Below are 15,361 nucleotides of genomic sequence, written 5' to 3' on the forward strand. Positions count from 1 at the left end.
ATGCGTTGGATATTAGACTCTGCCAGTGCCCGCTCGTACTGGGTGCTGGTATCTCTCCTCGTCCCCGGCGTATGGGTAGACTGATGCGGTGGCCATCGATGGTCGTGGCTGGAGCATGCCGTTGATGGTGTCGTCAATGGTATCAGTCTGTTTCGGGAAAGGTCTGCAGCATGAGTCTTGATAATGGTATCGACGCCGTCGCCGATCCGCCTAGGGAGCGGCCATTGGCCCTAATTCCCCGGCCGCTCCACTTGCAAAGGGATCAAGGCCAGTTGCTATTGCCGGTGGCGGGCAGAATTGTCTGCGGTACGGTGGTTGACCAGGAGCTGGGTTCCGTCCTGAGCGACCAGTTGACAGATACCATTAAGCAGGCCACGGGAATGGTCTGGGATCATTCGCGAGGGCAGGCGTGGAATGGCGCGATCAGTCTAGATCTGGACCAAAAACTTGATTCCCAAGAGTATCTTCTGCGTATCGCCGATCAGGGAGATCGCCACCCGATCGTGGATATCCGCGGCGGCGACGGTCAGGGACTGCGATGGGGGGTGCAGACCCTTCGCCAGATCATCATGCAATGCGGTCCTGTGCTCCCGGCCCTGCACATCCAGGACCGCCCCGCCTACCCAACACGCATCTATAGTCTGGATGTGACCCGTGGTCGGGTGCCCACCATGGACTGGCTGCGGCACTGGGCGGACATATTGACCCTGTATAAGTTCAATCAGCTGCAGCTCTACATCGAGCACACCATGGCTTTCCCGGGCATGAGCGAGGCTTGGAGGGGCACAAGCCCCCTGGAGCCCGGACAGATCACTGACTTTGATGACTATTGCGCCCGCCTGGGCATCGAGTTGGTGCCTTCGATTTCCACCTTCGGCCACCATTACACCAGCCTTCGTACTCACGGATTCAGGGATTTGGGAGAGTTCCCTGAGCAGGCGGACCGGACTTACTCTTTTATAGAGCGTCAGGAGCATCACACCATCAATGTCAACCACCCACAGGCTCTGGCATTCTCTACAGGGCTGATTGACGCCTATGCGCCGCTTATGCGTACGCGAAACTTCAATATCGGAGGAGACGAGACCTTTGATCTGGGCAAGGGGCGCTCGCGGCAGGACGGTTCCAGCAAGGATCCTGCTGACATGTATGCCGACTATCTTATCAGCCTGTGTGATCACCTGCATGCACAAGGCCGCCATCCCATGTTCTGGGGCGACGTCGCTGTGTCCATGCCCAAGGTCTTGGACCGGTTGCCTAAAGACTGCACGTTGCTCAACTGGCTCTACGACCCACAGGTGGAACCTGACAAGGTTGCCCTTGTGGCCTCGACAGGGGCCCGGCAGGTAGTCTGTTCAGCCGTTCACGCCTGGAATCTTCTCCTGCCCGCAATTGACGATGCATGGAACAACATCAGCCGTCTGAGTCGATACGGGATCCAGTACGGTGCAGTTGGGGCCATGGTCACCGATTGGGGCGATTACGGGCACATCAATGATCCGCGCATGAGCTTGCCCGGTATGGCCTACGCCGCCCAGTGCTTCTGGAACCCCGATGACGATGATCGAGCCCAGGTGGATAGGGATATGGGCCTGCTGATTTATGGGGATGCGACAGGGGACTATCTGCCGGCACTGATCCAGGCGGGCTCCAGTGCGGTCTTTGGTTGGGAGGATATGGTCCGCTACTGGGAACTGGATGACGGCCATGGGGGCCTCAACCAGGATGTGGCTGATTTCCTGGCCTCTGCATTGCCAGGCATGAATGGGCTAAATTTATCTGCCGATGTCAGGGAAGCACGCCGGAATATGCTCATGGCTTTGCGTAATCGTTTTGAGCAGGTGGATCAGCGCGACGCTCTGCTGGTCGACGCTGCTGCACGCATGGGAAGAGCCGCCGCAGAATGCCGGGCTGATGCGCGCAGAACTCTCCAGGCTCAGTTGATGGCTGTCCATGGTCAGCGCCTCTTCAACGCGCTGGGTCGCAGTCTGGGCGTTCGCCATGGCGTTCTGCCCGGAGCTAAGGATGCCATGGCCGACGGGGACTTGGCCGATGCTTTGGAGATCTGGTTCGAGTCTTACGCCACGGTCTGGCGCCAGGTCAGCCGCGAATCGGAGCTGGGGCGGATCGCCTCTGTGATCTGGGGCTTCGCCGACATTCTTCGGAAGGGATGAACTCCTGATTAGATCGGTCGCGATGGTCATATTGAAAGATGGGAAAAATGCGAGAATGACCATCAATGAGTAAAGGATTGCTCTGCGGCATTTTGAGCTTTCCATGCATGGTGTCTTAGGTTTGCATAGATGTCGAGTTGAACGAATCGCTCAAGCATCTGCCCGTCGGTCATTGCCTTGGCTGGTTTCTTATGTCAAGGCTTGAAACCGGCGGGACGGATTATCGGGCCAAAAGGAGTTCGGCTTTCGTTGTCGGGTACCTGTTGGGTACTGGGCCCTATGCGGTGAAGGAGCTTCTTGAAATCAACTGAGTGGAACCAAGGGCGGAGATACTGAACCTATATAATTTAACGAATTGACAAAATCAATCCGTCCCTCTACCCTAATGTTCAGGAGGCAGGAATTGGTTTCCTCCCCTGTGAACGCCGTAAAGGCAACTGCATTAGGCAAAGGAGCATTTCGGATGGGTCTGTGGGACATTGACAAGATCGAATACGTGGGTCGCCAGGGCGTCAAGGAAGGCCTGGGCTTCCGTTACTACGACAAGAATAAGGTGGTGGCCGGCAAGCCTATGAAGGACTGGCTGCGCTTCGCCGTGGCCTGGTGGCACACCTTCAACCAGGGTCTGGTGGATCCCTTTGGCGATCCCACTGCGCAGAGGCCCTACTACCGCTACACCGATCCCATGGATCAGGCGCTGGCCAAGGTGGACTACGCCTTTGAGCTCTTCACCAAGCTGGGGGTCGAGTTCTTCTGCTTCCACGACCGTGACCTGGCTCCCGAGGGCGACACCCTGCGCGAGACCGACGCCAATCTTGACAAGGTGATCGACCGCATCGAGGCCGCCATGAAGGACACCGGGGTCAAGCTGCTCTGGAACACCTCGTCGCTCTTCACCAACCCCCGTTTCGAGGCCGGCGCCGGCACCTCGCCCTTCGCTGACATCTACGCCTACTCGGCAGGCCAGCTCAAGCACAGCCTGGAGATCGGCAAGCGGCTGGGTGCCGAGAACTACGTGTTCTGGGGCGGCCGCGAGGGCTACGAATCCCTCTGGAACACCCGTATGAAGGAGGAGCAGGACCATATGGCCGCCCTCTTCCACATGTGCGTGGACTACGCCAAGGAGATCGGCTTCGACGCGCAGTTCCTGATCGAGCCCAAGCCCAAGGAGCCCACACTCCACCAGTACGATTACGACGCGGCCACCACCATCAACTTCCTGCGCACCTACGACCTGCAGGACAACTTCAAGCTCAACATCGAGGGCAACCACGCCAACCTGGCCATGCATACCTATCAGCATGAGGTCCGCGTGGCCCGTGAGGCCGGATTCCTGGGATCCCTGGATGCCAACCAGGGTGACAAGCTTATCGGCTGGGACATGGACGAGTTCCCCTCGGATCTCTACGATGCTACCGCAGTCATGTGGGAGGTGCTGGCCAACGGAAGCATCGGGCCCCGAGGAGGCCTGAACTTCGACGCCAAGCCTCGTCGCTCCTCCTTCCTGCCTGAGGACCTCTTCAGGACCCACATCGTGGGCATGGACACCTATGCCGCCGGTCTGCTGGTCGCGGCCAAGATGCACGAGGACGGCTACATCGAGCAGCTGCAGCAGGAGCGCTACTCCTCCTTCGAATCCGGTATCGGCTCGACGGTAAAAGACGGCACGGCCACACTGGCCTCCCTGGAGGAGTACAGCCTTGACAAGCCGCAGGCCGAGCTGATCGCCGCCGACAAGTCTGACCATCTTGAAGTGGTCAAGGCCACTATCAACAACTACATCGTCGAGGCTCTGGCTCAGGCCTGAGATTCTTTTCGCCACATTACAGATCCTGCGTGAGCTGTCAAACGTATCGCGCAGGATCTTTCTGGGTGTCCGCTCATCATGAGTTGTGTAGACTCATTGTGATTTATGAGTAGTTGTATTCCGCGTCGTGATTTTGATTCAATCAAAGAATGGCTGGCATGACGCATCAGGGCTGTCAAGAATGTTCGATTGTGCTAGAGCGCACGACCAGCCTGGTGGGGAAAACGACCTCATGACTGACTTTCTTCCCCATATGCATGTCAAAGAGCATTGAAGCTGCCTGGGAGGCCATCTCAGCCATAGGCTGTCTGATCGTCGTCAGCGCTGGTCCGAGAAACGCGGATGCCTGTATGTCGTCGAATCCTATTACTGATATATCATCCGGTATGCGTAGATGGAGCCGACGAGCAGTTTCGTACAGGCCCATGGCCTGAAGATCGCTTCCCGCGAAGACGGCAGAAGGTATGGAGCCGTTTGATAAAAGCGAAAATGCTTCGCGCCTGCCGCTATCAACGGTAAAGTCGCCGTACCGGACAAGATTTGGATCAACAGCGATGCCAGATTCTTCGAGGGCAGCACAGTATCCATCGTATCTGGCTTTGGAACACATCATCTTCCTGGGGCCGTTGATGATGCCGATTCTTTTATGCCCCTGCCGGATAAGAAACCGGGTGGCAGTCAAGCCGCCTGTCCAGTTATCGGCTCTTACAGAGGCAGTTGATACTGAAGGATTGCCATAAGGGTCCAAGATCACATAAGGTATTTGACGCGACGAGAGGAGTTTGCGCTCTTTCTTGGACAGATCTGAAAAGACAAGAATCACACCCAGAGGCCTGCGCTCGAGGACGCCGTTGACCCAGGCTGAAGAGGGGGAACGTCTATTGCCGCTTTCGGCTATGGTGACGCTGCAGTTGTGCTCTCTGGCCGCTCCACACGCGCCTTGAAGGAGTTCCATTCCCCAGATGCTGTCGAATTTCTGAAAAACGATTTCAATATTGTTATTGGTCTTTTGCGCTCTAAGCGGCCTGGAATAACCGACACTTTCCAGGAGAGATTCCACATGTTCTCTTGTGCCATCCGATACATCCGGCCGGCCGTTGATGACTTTTGAAACTGTAGCTATAGACACTCCTGCTTGTTTGGCGATGTCCGTCAAACGTGGCTTGACTCCGGAAGAGCTAGTGGGCTTACGCCCATTGTTCATATTCATAGTTATTATTATATCTCGAAATTTTCGCTTTCAGAAATTCCATATAGAGAATCAGTTTATTTGGATAAATGTCCCATGTTTTAATAAACACGAGCTTAAGTTTTGAATTTGTTAGCGAAATATAATATAATCTCATTCGATAATGATGAAACTGATCATGATGAGTGTTCATCTGGTGCGAGCCATTGGAGTCTTTATTTCAAAGCCAATTCCACGTGGTGCTGAAGCGATAGGGCTCTTACTTGTTGGCACAATCGATCAACTTGCAGTGAAAGGCAGAGATGGCTGGAATGAAAAGGTTGTCGCGTAAGGAAGCTGCTGTCCAAGCAAAGGCGTTAGTTGCGGGGATGTCAGCACATGAGTGCGTGGAACAGCTTAATTATGATGCACCTGGTATAGAACGGCTGGGCATTCCGCCTTACAACTACTGGAATGAAGGTTTGCACGGAGTAGCACGGGCCGGGACCGCGACGGTTTTTCCTCAAGCCATTGGGATGGCGGCAAGTTTTGATCCGGATCTTCTTCACTCTGTTGCGGAGGTGATTGCTACAGAGGGAAGGGCTAAGTACAACAGTTCCGTACAGCTCGGTGACAGGGATATCTATAAGGGGCTGACCTACTGGTCACCGAATTTGAATATTTATCGTGATCCAAGGTGGGGAAGAGGACAGGAAACCTACGGTGAGGATCCTTATCTGACTTCTCGTATGGGCGTGGCCTTCATACGTGGCCTTCAAGGAGAGGGCAAGTATCTCAAATTGGCTGCGGCCGCAAAACACTTTGCCGTTCATTCAGGTCCTGAAGCCATACGGCATGGTTTCGATGCTCGCATAAGCCTGCAGGAGTTGTACAGAACCTATCTTCCAGCTTTTAAGGCAGCAGTGAAGGAAGCTGATGTCGAGTCAGTTATGACCGCTTACAACTCGCTCAATGGTGTCCCCTGCAGTGTTAATGCTGAACTGATCAATCATATACTCCGTCAGGAATGGGGTTTCCAAGGTCATGTCGTTACCGACGCTTGGGCATTGGAAGACGTTTATGGAGATCATACCTATGCTTCAGACGCTCAGGAAACGATGGTTCTGGCTATCAGGGCAGGCGTGAATCTATGTACAGGAAGATGCTCTGGGGCCACTGCAGATGCGCTGGCTGCAGGTCAGCTTGGTGAAGAGGAGGTCCGGGAGGCTCTGGAACCAGTTTTTCGGACTCGGGTTCGTCTCGGTATGTTCGCGGACGACTGTCCGTACGACTCTATCGGAATAGATCAGTGTGACACGGAGGATCACCGGGATTTGAGCATGCACATGGCCCAAGAGACCTTCGTCCTGCTCCATAACTCAGGAATTCTGCCCCTCGATACGAATGCGTACGGTTCTGTCTGCGTGGTGGGCCCCCTGGCTGACTCAAGAAGTGCTCTTCTTGGCAATTACTTCGGCACTCCCACCCACTCCACGACGATCCTACAGGGTATGGAATCGGCTTTGAAAGGCATTATGCCTGTCCGCTATGCCCAGGGCTGCTCTCTAACGGGTAATCATGCCAGGTCGGAACTGGCCCATGAGGATGAAGGCGAATCGGAAGCTTTGGCCATGGCAGCAGCCTCCGATCTGGTAGTTGCGGTGATGGGGATGGATTCCAGCATTGAAGGCGAGCAGGGCGATGCAGGCAACTCTATGGGGGCAGGCGATAGAGGGCAACTAGGTCTTCCTGGACGTCAGGAACATCTGCTCCGCGCTCTCTTGGATGTCGGCAAACCTGTCGTCCTTCTTCTTGTTGGCGGTGGCGGCTTCGCCCTGCACGGGTTGGAGGATCACGCAAACATGGCGGCCATTATGCAGATTTGGTACCCGGGCGGTCAGGGCGGCAGAGCGGTGGCAGGCGTGCTTCTGGGGGAAACATCGCCTTCTGGCAAGCTACCGATTACTGTCTATAGGACTCATGCCGGTCTACCCTCCTTCCAGGAGTATGAGCTTGGGAATCGGACTTATCGTTTCCTCGACAGGCTTCCTCTGTATCCATTCGGTTATGGGTTGACATATTCACAAACCAAGGTAGACAGGCCTTCGGTCGTTCTTTCCGGTGGCTCCAGGCGTATTTCAGTCGGTGTCCCGATTCGGAATGAGGGTGATTGCCCCGTGAGCGAAGTGGTGCAAATATATCTGGCCCATCATGAGTCTGGATTGTCGGTGCCGAACTGGAATCTTGTGGCTTTTACCAGGGTTGATCTTTCGCCAGATGAACAAGTTGTAGCCGATCTGGAAATCGGACCAGAGGCCTTTATGGAGTTTGATAGCCAGGGAAAAATGGTTGTCGATGGGGATTTCTTCACTCTCTATGCAGGTATCAGTCAGCCGGATGCACGTTCAGTGGAATTGTTGGGTCAAGCTCCCTGGCCAGTCGAAGTCAACTTTGCTACGGGCGGTGTTCGAATACTGAAACCGGGTCCTGCGGCCGTAGCAGGGAAAACGGAGTGATATGAAAAAGAAACTCTCAGTGTCGCCGCTCTTTGGCAACGGCGCCATTCTCCAGCGTGACCGCATTCTTAAGATTCGCGGGCTTTCCCGGGCACATGCGCGGGTCCGCATCGCAGTAGACGGAGCGTCCGATACTGTCGAGAGCGATCCATCCGGGCGTTGGGAGGCTTGTCTGCCTCCCCATGAAGCAGGTGGCCCTTTTGCTATGACCGTGGAGAGCCAGGACGAGTCACTGACCGTCGAGGACTTATATTACGGCGATGTTTGGCTTCTTGGGGGCCAGTCAAACATGGAGCTTCCAGTCAGGAGGATTTTGACCAGGTTTCCTGATGCGCCAGCATGCGGGGATTCTTTGATCAGATACATCAAGACAGATGCAGGGGTCGACTTTCTTAAACGTCATCGTGACTTTGTCGGCGGTCCTTGGCGAGCTGCCTTAAAAGAAGATATTTATGATGTCTCGGCTGTCGGATTCTTCTTTGCCCTGGATATTCGCCGCGAGGAAGGCGTTCCTGTTGGCCTTATAATGACGGCTCTGGGCGGATCGAGCATAAATTCTTGGCTCAGTGAACAGACCTTGGCACGAGTGGCAGCTCTGCCTCCGGATTTGCATGAATTGGACCAGGAGCACATTCATCGGGAAGAAGAGGTGTTCGCTGCTGATGAGCATAAGTATTACTCGAGATTGGACAGTCGGGATCCGGGCCTGAGCAACGGATGGGAACAGCCTGGCCTTGATGATGCGTCTTGGGAGCGGATCGAGCCTGCAGATATAAGCAGGTTCAGCTTTACGGGTTCAGGATCCGTCTGGCTGAGGCGATACGTACGCGTGCCCAGACAATTTTGGGGGAAGAAGGCTCAGCTACGGCTAGGCACTATGGTCGATGCGGACCAGACTTTCGTGAATGGCCGTCAGGTTGGCGCAGTCGGCTATCAGTATCCTCCACGGAATTATTCGTTGGAAAAGCTGGAGGGCGACTTCCAACTGACCATAAGGCTGAAGATGGTTCACGGGCAGGGGGGATTGACCGAGGGCAAACGTCATGTGCTGGCTTTGAGCAGCGGTAAACTTATCGATTTGGATCGTCAGGGGCCTTGGGCGGTCAGGAGAGGGGCCGATATGCCCGATCTGCGGGCACAGACTTTCTTTACCCATCTGCCTGTCGGGGACTTCAATACGGTCATCAATCCCTTATCGGGCTATCACGTTCGTGGTGTGCTTTTTTACCAGGGTGAAGCCGATACCGGTAATCCTGAGGCCTACGCGCGAAGAATGGTTGCTTTGATCGATGAATGGCGTCGGATACTGGATGATTCCTCTGTTCCATTTATTTTTGCCCAGTTGCCTAATTATGGTTTAGAGCACCAACGTTACTGGCCCAGGCTGCGCGATGAGCAGAGGAAGGCATCCGAAGTCCTTCCTAACACTATGATGATTGTGACTTTGGGGATGGGCGAGGACAATGACCTGCACCCATTGGATAAAAAGTCCATAGCCCATTCCTTCGCCAAGGCCGCAGGCGTTATGTCTTATGGAAAGTCGGGTGAGCCGTGCGGCCCTATGCCGCTTCTTGCTAGCTGTTGCGCGGAAAAGCATACGGTTAGGGTCTCTTTCGCTCATGTCGGAGAAGGATTGGTGCAAACCGGGCCGTTGCTTATGGAAGTCCCCGGCGTTGGCTTGATCAAAGCCGATATCCGCGACGGAAGTATGGTGGAGTGTCTGGTGCAGGACGGGTTCGATCCTCGTGGGAAAACGATACGATACGCATGGTCTGATACGGCCAAGCCGGTGCTCTACAATTCAGAGAATCTTCCAGCCAGCCCCTTTGAGCTTGAGATCCATTGATCAGGTAATAGGCGGGTCTATGGCATGTCCATTCAGGTATGGACATCGGCGTGATCATGCATTTTTGCATCGATGGACATATTAGAAAGCCGCCTCAGAATTGTGGTCAGCGCAAGGGTGGTCATTGCGTAATATAGGATATCGAAAGTTTCGCCTGCATAAATGCTTGCAATAGCTGGTTTTCCTGCATATAAAACGATAGAATGCTAATACAACTTGACTTTTTTCGGAAAACGAATCAAAATTAAACCGGTTCTCGAAACTGTCTTTCGAGAATCGCCGAGATGTCTATGATGGCAAATCTGGGTTCGAAGATGAACGGAGTTTGTAATGAAAAAGGGTTCAATTTTCAGGGTCGTTACGGCGGGGTTAGCCGCCGTTGCGACCCTCCTGCCACTATCGGCCTGTGGTTCCGCACAAAAGAGTGCTGAGAAGAAGGATGTCATCATCAGCGCACCCACGAACGCGACTACGGCTCTTACAATCAATTACAATCCTTTCTCCTCCCTTGCTCTTACGGGGACAAACGGAGGCTTGTACGAGGGGCTGTTTTTCTGCAATAGCTACGGGGCCAAAGGTCTGGAGCCCCTGCTGGGCACTTCATATAAGATGAGTCAGGATGCCAAATCCATCCAGATCAATTTGCGCAAGAACGTGGTCTGGTCGGATGGACAGCCTTTTACAGCGGATGATGTGGTATACACCTTTGACTTGTTGAGCAAGAACAGTGCTCTGAACACAGTTGGTTTCCATGGGAGGGCATCCAAAATCAATGAGAACGAAGTCAGGCTGGACTTCGACCAACCTCAATCCGCCAACGGGTTCACTTTCCTCACAACGGTGTATATAGTTCCTAAACACGATTGGGAGAAGAAGAAGGACCCGGTTAGCGATACCAACGAAAAAGCCGTTGGAAGCGGTCCTCTGACTGTTGAAGGCGGCAACTTCTCTTCCATGTCATACACGCTGAAGAGAAACAAGCACTATTGGGATAAGGGGAAGCCGAAGATTGCTGGTATCAGGTACATTGTTTATTCCAATACCCAGTCGCAGCAAGATGCTCTTCTTGCCGGTCAGTTGGACTGGGCAAACCTGAATATAGTCAATGCCGATCAGGTCCTCTCGGGCAAGCCTGCCATCAAGCAGGTGAATTTACCTTCCAGCCAAGTCTCACTGATTACTTGCTCAAATGCAGAGTTGGGTTGCAAGGGGCCAATCACAGACCCTGCTGTTCGCAAGGCAATCTACTACGGGATCGACCGTGGACAGCTCAATAAGCTCTCATTCAATAATTCATACCTGAAAATCAATGGTTCGCTTTACCCGACTGAACAGTATGAGAAGTATTTCGACAAGTCAGTTGAAGATTCCCCGGTACCTATGAAAGCAAGGGCCGATAAAGCTGAGCAGATCCTGAAAGATGCCGGATACTCCAAGGGAAGCGATGGGCTCTATCAAAAGGATGGACAACCGCTGAGCTTCGAGGTCGCTGTCACCAATGGAACTTCTGACTGGATTAGCGCTATTGATGTGGCGAATCAGCAGCTTAAAAAGATTGGCATTGAGCTGAAAACCAAGCAGGTTTCTTCCAATGAGTGGGGCCAGGGACTACGCAAGGGAGACTACGATCTGACTATTTACGGCCTGTGGTTGCCAAATGCGACTGAAGCTTGGAATTTCTACAACCAGTGGTTCAACGGGGCGAAGACCGCGCCAAAGGGCCAGACAGCCTACCCAGGTTATGCCAGGTACAATAATGAGACTGTCAACAAAGCATTGGAGACCATCAACAGTACAACCGACTCAGCGGTCAAAAAGAAGGCATACTCGCAGATTCAAAAGCAGGTCTTTGAGGACATGCCCTATATTCCGCTGCTGAGGCAAGGTGGTCAGGTTCAGACCTGGACCGATAAGGTCAATGGATATCCGACCAAGGATAATCTCTATGCAAATCCGCAGACCTGGGCCAATCCCGATCTGGGAATCGTCATCAAGAATCTCAATCTGAAGTAACTTCGCTTTCCCCTGGTGGGGGAGGTCGGATGGCATCCCCCACCAGGAAAGCATCCTGGGGTGGAAACAAAATGAAATTCTATCTTCGAAAAATTGGGTTTTACCTGGTGGCCTTCGTGGCGGCGATTACTATCAATTTCGCCATTCCGAGAATGATGCCGGGTAATCCTGTTGACTCCCTCATAGATAGGCTAGCTGCCAAGGGCGGAGCAATTGCTCCAGAGACCAGGGCGGCTGTTCAGTCTATGCTGGGCGATACCCAGACGGGAATTGTGTCGCAGTATTTCGAATATGTAAAGAACATCTTCACAGGGCATTGGGGTGTTTCAGTCACATTCTTCCCGACGCAGGTTACCGAGTGCATCGCTTCGGCGCTGCCGTGGACTGTAGCGCTGGTCGGATGCACGACTGTCATTTCCTTCTTTATCCAGCAGCTTTTGGGTATTGCAGCAGGCTGGCGACATGGCAGGCTCTTCGATAATATCGTCTCTCCGGTGGCAACGGTTTTCCAATCCGTTCCATACTTCTGGCTGGCTTTGATTTTCATCTGGCTTTTTGCCAAGACCCTGAATATCTTTCCTTTGTCAGGCGGGTATGACTATAGAAGCGTCACTCCTGGTTTTTCCTGGGATTTCATATCCAGCGCCCTGTATTATGCGTGTCTGCCGGCCTTGGCCATTCTTGTATCTTCTTTGGGAGCTGGGGTAATCGGCATGCGCAACATGATGGTTTCAACCCTGTCTGAAGATTACATCACAACGGCAGAGGCAAAGGGGCTTTCTCCACGCCGTATAAAGTACGGCTACGCGGCGCGAAACGCAATCCTGCCTTCTTTTTCGGGGTTTGGAACTTCGCTTGGGCACGTAGTGGGGGGATCGTTGCTCACAGAGCAGGTATTCTCCTACCCGGGGATCGGCCAGATGATGTTGCAGGCTGTACAAAGCAATGACTACGCACTCCTCCAGGGGCTCTTCCTGATCATTACCGTTACAGTGCTGGTGGTCAATTTCATAGTTGACCTGCTCTACGGTCTTGTGGACCCCCGTACAAGAATTCAGGATTGAGGTATCACCATGCCAGAGGAGAATACTAACCAGTTGAATTCTGTCGACAATACAAAGCTTGTTGGCAACATGAATAGGGCGTCTAGGAACAGCCGCTTGGCCATAATCAAGGGCATGCTGCCCAAACGCTCCGCTCGTCTGATCGCCGGCCTTTCCATTCTTGGGTTGGTCCTATTGGTGGCCATTTTCCTGCCCCTGTTCGCGAAGGAGCCCAATCAGATCAGCGATATCGGTCTTACTGGTCCATCGGCTTCGCATCTACTGGGAACGACCAAGTCGGGACAGGATGTCCTGGCACAGCTAGGCTATTCCACCCGAGGCTCATTGATCATAGGGTTCTCGGTCGGAGTCATCGCCCTCATACTTTCCACAATCTTTGGCGTGCTGGGGACCTATATCGGTGGATGGGTGGATGAGACATTTGCGCTCATAACCAATGTCATGCTGGTTATTCCAGGGCTGCCGCTGACCATCGTCATAGCTGCGATGATTCCGAATAAAGGCACAGGCATGCTCGTGGCTGTAATATCAGTGACGGCTTGGGCCGGCGCTTCCAGAGTTCTCAGGGCACAGACGCTTTCAATCAGAGGCCGTGACTACGTTCTTGCTGCTCGAATTGCCGGTGAGCACCCCCTGCGTGTCATCTGCGTAGAGATTCTTCCTAACCTTCTGCCCGTTATGGCTTCCCAGTTCACCTTCAGTGTCCTCGGAGCCATACTGAGCGAGTCGTCCCTTTCTTTCATCGGATTGGGATCCTCCAGTCAATTTTCTTTGGGAACCATGCTGTTCTATGCCCAAAATGGATCAGCCCTGAACGCTGGTGCATGGTGGTGGTTCCTGCCGCCGGGATTGATGATTGCCCTGGTCGGCGCTGGTTTGTCCTTCGTCAATTTCTCCATTGATGAGGTTATTAATCCGCACCTGCGCAATGCAAGTGTAAAGACCCCTAAGGGGCACAAGCATGGACGAAAAAGGACATCCGCCCCGGACAAGACCCTGGAAGGAAAAGGTGGCCAGGAATGATTGAGAATAACAAGGGAACGAATATCATGAACGGGTCTTCTTCTTCAATTGAGCGAGACCAGGTACTCCTGAGCGTTAACAATGTTGATGTCGTATACGAAACCGACTCGCCAGTCCATGCCGTGCAGAATGCCTCTTTCGAACTTCATCGAGGCGAGATGATGGGCCTTGCCGGTGAATCAGGCTGCGGGAAATCAACGCTGGCCTACAGCATCAATCAACTGCTGAAACCCCCTGGGACCATTAAATCCGGGACGGTCATCTTCCACGATAAGAGCGGTGAAGATATCGATGTCCGTGCTTTGCAGGGTCAGTCACTGAGGAACTACCGGTGGGAAAAATGCTCCATGGTTTTCCAAGGCGCTATGAATTCTTTGAGCCCTGTGACGAGAATCGGCAAACAGCTTGGAGATGTATACAAGACGCACCGACCGTCCATGAAGGCCAAGGAGCGCCAAGATAGATGCGCCCATCTTCTTGAGATGGTGCACGTGGACCCGAATCGATTGGCCGCCTATCCCTTCGAGCTGTCGGGGGGAATGAGACAGCGCGTAATGATAGCCATGGCTCTGGCGCTTGAGCCGCAATTGATTATCATGGATGAACCGACAACAGCACTGGATGTGGTTGTTCAGCGAGAAATCATAGAGGAGATTTCCAGGTTAAGGCGCGAGCAGGGATTTGCCGTTATTTTCATTACCCATGACCTGCCCATGCTTTTGGAGATTACAGACACGATCACCGTCATGAAAGACGGCAAGATAGTGGAGCATAATGATTCGCACGAGATATATCGACATGCCAAGCACCCATATACCAGGAAACTCCTGACCTCTTTCCCGTCCTTGACAGGCGACAGAGGTTCTTTGCTTCGCTCCTATCAAGAGAAGGACAGGTGATTTTGATGGCCAAGCTGAGTATCGAACATGTCAGCAAGGATTTCGAGCTGCGCAAAGGCCTGAAGCACACAACCATCCATGCTGTGCAAGATGCCAATTTCATCTTGGAATCAGGCAAAACCGTTGCTTTGGTCGGTGAATCAGGTTCGGGCAAATCCACTATTGCAAGGATGATCACCTGTCTGGAATCCCCGACATCCGGCCAGATAAAACTGGATGGCAGGCTGGTTCCGCATAAGGGGCGCGAACTCTATCGGTACCGGCACAATGTTCAGATGGTGTTCCAGGACCCCTTCGCTTCTCTCAATCCGTACCACAACATTTATCACCATCTTGTTCGACCTATGAAGGTTAATGGAATGGCATCCAGTGAGGAGGAGTATGTGCAGAAAGTTGCAGATCTACTAAAACGAGTGGATCTATATCCTGCCGAAGAATATATGTGGCGTCGTCCACACGAGTTGTCAGGCGGTCAAAGGCAGAGGGTGGCCATTGCCCGCGCTCTTGCGCCCGGTCCTAAGATTCTTATAGCGGACGAGCCGGTTTCCATGCTTGATGTGTCCTTGCGTGTCGGGGTTCTGTCTATGCTGGCGAAAATTCAGCATGAAGATCATTTAGCAATGCTTTATATCACTCACGATCTGGCTACGGCCAGGCATTTCTCCGATAAGATTATGGTCATGCAGAAAGGCCGGATTGTAGAGGCAGGGCCTTCCGACCAGGTCATCCTGCACCCGCAGAACAGCTACACGAAAATTTTGCTCAACGCTGCCCCGGATCCAGAACGCTACTTTGAGCGCCAGGAAGAAGCGAAGAGGCAGGAGACTGAGCGTCAAGGGGGTATTTCCTGA

11 protein-coding genes are annotated in these 15,361 nt (G+C 53.2%); 10 read left to right on the forward strand and 1 reads right to left on the reverse strand.

Translation table 11 applies throughout. The features are described 5' to 3' along the window. Window positions 1-170: 170 nt before the first annotated feature. Together GKC41_RS05890 and xylA are read left to right on the forward strand one after the other, a co-directional pair. The gene (locus GKC41_RS05890) at window positions 171-2,174 is read left to right on the forward strand and encodes a glycoside hydrolase family 20 zincin-like fold domain-containing protein (protein WP_154313372.1); all 2,004 of its coding nucleotides are present in this window, start codon (window positions 171-173) and stop codon (window positions 2,172-2,174) included. A gap of 463 nt (window positions 2,175-2,637) precedes the next feature. After that, entirely contained in the window at window positions 2,638-3,981 is a 1,344-nt protein-coding gene (xylA, locus tag GKC41_RS05895) for a xylose isomerase (RefSeq protein WP_154313373.1), read from the forward strand. Window positions 3,982-4,156: 175 nt separating this feature from the next. Here xylA and GKC41_RS05900 read toward each other — a convergent pair whose 3' ends face one another. Next, complete coding sequence (locus tag GKC41_RS05900) at window positions 4,157-5,185, reverse strand: LacI family DNA-binding transcriptional regulator (protein WP_154313438.1); 1,029 nt, start codon at window positions 5,183-5,185, stop codon at window positions 4,157-4,159. A 148-nt stretch (window positions 5,186-5,333) separates the two neighbouring features. Between GKC41_RS05900 and GKC41_RS08830 the strand changes: the two genes are divergently transcribed. From GKC41_RS08830 to GKC41_RS05935, 8 genes are all read left to right on the forward strand, one after another. Next, the gene (locus GKC41_RS08830) at window positions 5,334-5,501 is read left to right on the forward strand and encodes a hypothetical protein (protein ID WP_229281666.1); all 168 of its coding nucleotides are present in this window, start codon (window positions 5,334-5,336) and stop codon (window positions 5,499-5,501) included. A 37-nt stretch (window positions 5,502-5,538) separates the two neighbouring features. Next, entirely contained in the window at window positions 5,539-7,665 is a 2,127-nt protein-coding gene (locus GKC41_RS05905; protein ID WP_229281667.1) for a glycoside hydrolase family 3 N-terminal domain-containing protein, read from the forward strand. A gap of 1 nt (window position 7,666) precedes the next feature. After that, complete coding sequence (locus GKC41_RS05910; protein ID WP_154313375.1) at window positions 7,667-9,511, forward strand: sialate O-acetylesterase; 1,845 nt, start codon at window positions 7,667-7,669, stop codon at window positions 9,509-9,511. A 330-nt stretch (window positions 9,512-9,841) separates the two neighbouring features. Next, window positions 9,842-11,524, forward strand: coding sequence for an ABC transporter substrate-binding protein (locus tag GKC41_RS05915; protein WP_154313376.1), 1,683 nt, complete (start codon window positions 9,842-9,844; stop codon window positions 11,522-11,524). 29 nt (window positions 11,525-11,553) lie between these two features. Then, window positions 11,554-12,588 (forward strand): ABC transporter permease, encoded by a 1,035-nt coding sequence (locus tag GKC41_RS05920; RefSeq protein ID WP_229281668.1) that lies wholly within the window; start codon window positions 11,554-11,556, stop codon window positions 12,586-12,588. 9 nt (window positions 12,589-12,597) lie between these two features. Then, window positions 12,598-13,611, forward strand: coding sequence for an ABC transporter permease (locus tag GKC41_RS05925; protein WP_229281669.1), 1,014 nt, complete (start codon window positions 12,598-12,600; stop codon window positions 13,609-13,611). After that, on the forward strand, window positions 13,608-14,510 hold the full coding sequence (locus tag GKC41_RS05930) for an ABC transporter ATP-binding protein (protein ID WP_229281670.1): 903 nt from the start codon (window positions 13,608-13,610) through the stop codon (window positions 14,508-14,510). The genes GKC41_RS05925 and GKC41_RS05930 overlap by 4 nt, the downstream gene beginning before the upstream one ends. 5 nt (window positions 14,511-14,515) lie before the next feature. After that, entirely contained in the window at window positions 14,516-15,361 is an 846-nt protein-coding gene (locus GKC41_RS05935; protein WP_154313378.1) for an ABC transporter ATP-binding protein, read from the forward strand.

This window comes from Bifidobacterium asteroides, from assembly GCF_009683175.1.
GTDB classification, from domain to species: Bacteria; Actinomycetota; Actinomycetes; order Actinomycetales; family Bifidobacteriaceae; genus Bombiscardovia; species Bombiscardovia asteroides_H.

Bases quoted from the DNA above. Each gene is read 5' to 3' on its own strand.
- GKC41_RS05920 (WP_229281668.1), top strand. From the start codon at position 11,554: ATGGCATCCCCCACCAGGAAAGCATCCTGGGGTGGAAACAAAATGAAA.
- GKC41_RS05925 (WP_229281669.1), top strand. From the start codon at position 12,598: ATGCCAGAGGAGAATACTAACCAGTTGAATTCTGTCGACAATACAAAG.
- GKC41_RS05915 (WP_154313376.1), top strand. From the start codon at position 9,842: ATGAAAAAGGGTTCAATTTTCAGGGTCGTTACGGCGGGGTTAGCCGCC.
- GKC41_RS05930 (WP_229281670.1), top strand. From the start codon at position 13,608: ATGATTGAGAATAACAAGGGAACGAATATCATGAACGGGTCTTCTTCT.
- GKC41_RS05905 (WP_229281667.1), top strand. From the start codon at position 5,539: ATGTCAGCACATGAGTGCGTGGAACAGCTTAATTATGATGCACCTGGT.
- GKC41_RS05910 (WP_154313375.1), top strand. From the start codon at position 7,667: ATGAAAAAGAAACTCTCAGTGTCGCCGCTCTTTGGCAACGGCGCCATT.
- GKC41_RS05900 (WP_154313438.1), bottom strand. From the start codon at position 5,185: ATGAACAATGGGCGTAAGCCCACTAGCTCTTCCGGAGTCAAGCCACGT.
- GKC41_RS05890 (WP_154313372.1), top strand. From the start codon at position 171: ATGAGTCTTGATAATGGTATCGACGCCGTCGCCGATCCGCCTAGGGAG.
- GKC41_RS05935 (WP_154313378.1), top strand. From the start codon at position 14,516: ATGGCCAAGCTGAGTATCGAACATGTCAGCAAGGATTTCGAGCTGCGC.
- xylA (WP_154313373.1), top strand. From the start codon at position 2,638: ATGGGTCTGTGGGACATTGACAAGATCGAATACGTGGGTCGCCAGGGC.
- GKC41_RS08830 (WP_229281666.1), top strand. From the start codon at position 5,334: ATGATGAAACTGATCATGATGAGTGTTCATCTGGTGCGAGCCATTGGA.